The sequence below is a fragment of the Massilia aurea genome (assembly GCF_024753205.1).
In the GTDB taxonomy this organism is placed as follows: domain Bacteria; phylum Pseudomonadota; class Gammaproteobacteria; order Burkholderiales; family Burkholderiaceae_D; genus Telluria; species Telluria aurea.
This window is the reverse complement of the sequence record NZ_JANUGZ010000017.1, coordinates 1-1,909: the sequence shown is the minus strand read 5'-3', so window position 1 is coordinate 1,909 and position 1,909 is coordinate 1. Positions and strand designations below refer to the sequence as shown.

1 protein-coding gene is annotated in these 1,909 nt (G+C 56.6%); it reads left to right on the top strand.

Features of this window, described 5'->3' with window-relative positions; genetic code table 11:
- The coding region (locus NX775_RS23820; RefSeq protein ID WP_258838239.1) for a non-ribosomal peptide synthetase at positions 1 to 1,909 on the top strand (1,909 nt) is incomplete at both ends.

The following is a 1,909-nucleotide window of genomic DNA, read 5'->3' as shown; positions in this document are numbered from 1 at the left end:
CGCCGATCCCTTACCTCCACTCACACTCCAGTATGCCGATTACGCGATCTGGCAGCGCCAGTGGCTACAGGGCGAACTACTGTTGCGTCAGCGCGATTTTTGGCGTGACCACCTGTCGGGATTAACTCCTCTGCTTGAATTGCCGACCGACCGACCCCGCCCGCCCCTGCAATCGCATGCTGGAGGCAAAGTTAACCTGAGACTGTCCAACGAACTGACTGAGGCCCTATATTCGCTCGCCCGGCACCATGGTGCTACCCTCTTCATGACACTGTTGGCGGGCTGGTCTACCTTGCTGGCACGCCTGTCGGGCCAAGACGACATCGTCGTCGGCACTCCAGTGGCGAACCGCAGGGACCAGCAGCTCGAACCGCTACTCGGATTCTTCGTCAACACGATCCCGCTACGCGTTCGACTCGGGTCCGTCACCAGCAGCGACGAGCTGATCGAACAGATCAAGGCCACTACCTTGCAAGCCTTCTCCCATCAGGATTTGCCGTTCGAGGAAATTGTCGAAGTCGTTAATCCGCCGCGCAGTCTAGCCCACAGTCCGCTGTTCCAGTCGATGCTATCGCTCAACAATACCCTGCGTACTCGGTTCACCTTGCCGAGCCTAGAGCTGATGCAGATACCCGCCACGCTGTCGAGCGCGCATGTCGACTTGTCGCTTAATTTGACCGAGCAGGATGGCATTCTGGATGGAAGCATCGGATATGCAACCGCGCTGTTTGACCATGCCACAATTGAGAGCTACTCGGAATACTTTAGAAACCTACTGGAGGCAATGGTGGCTGCGCCGGCTCGACCACTGACAAGGCTGTCGCTGCTCAGTCAGGAAAAGCGCGACCAAGTGCTGATCGACTTCAACGACACTGCATCCAATCACTCAATCGACGGTCTCGTACATCGTTTGTTCGAAGCACGTGCAATTTCGCAGCCTGACGCCATCGCCATTATCGACAGCGAACACAGCCTCAGCTATGCCGAGCTGAACAAGCAAGCGAATCGTCTGGCACATCAGTTACGCACGCTTGGAGTCGGCCCAGACGACCGGGTCGCGATCTGCGCCCCGCGTGGCGCAGCCATGATCTCAGGGTCTCTCGCAGTGCTGAAAGCAGGCGGCGCGTATGTTCCACTCGATCCAGACCATCCGCCGGCACGGTTGACGCAGATAATCGACGACAGCAAGCCACGCGCCTTGCTAGTAATTGGTGGTCAAGAGGTCCCGGTCACGAACGACATCCCGGTAATAATGTTGAATCAGGCCACGAACGATCCGATCTTCCCCGAAACCAATTTAGATATTGCCGAACTACGAACGCATCATCTCGCGTATATCATCTATACCTCGGGTTCGACAGGGCTGCCGAAAGGCGTGATGATTGAACATCGTAATGTTCTTCGACTCGTATCCAACAATAATTTTGCCCCTTTTGGCCCCGGTGACTGTCTAGCTCACTGCGCCAACCCGGCATTCGACGCGTCGGCTTGGGAGATTTGGGCAAGCCTTCTTAGCGGAGCTCGGCTGCTAATTGTCCCACAGAGCATCCTCCTTGATGCACAAGCCTTATCATCCCAACTCGAGACGCATGCAGTAAGCGTTCTGCACCTCACGGCCGGTCTATTCCGCCAACATGCTTACGCCATGCGGACAGCGTTTCGCCAACTTGGGTGTCTGATGTTCGGTGGAGAACAGTCGGATCCCGTGATCGTCGACAAGGTTCGACGCGAAAGTGCTCCGGCCCGGCTCGTGCATTGTTATGGGCCGACCGAGGCAACAACCTTCGCGACCACCTTTACCGTACTCGGCACCGATCCATTCAGTCGCCTTCCAATCGGCCGCCCTATCAACGCAACACGGATCTATATTCTCGACCAACATGGGGAGCCGGTACCGATCAGTGTAACA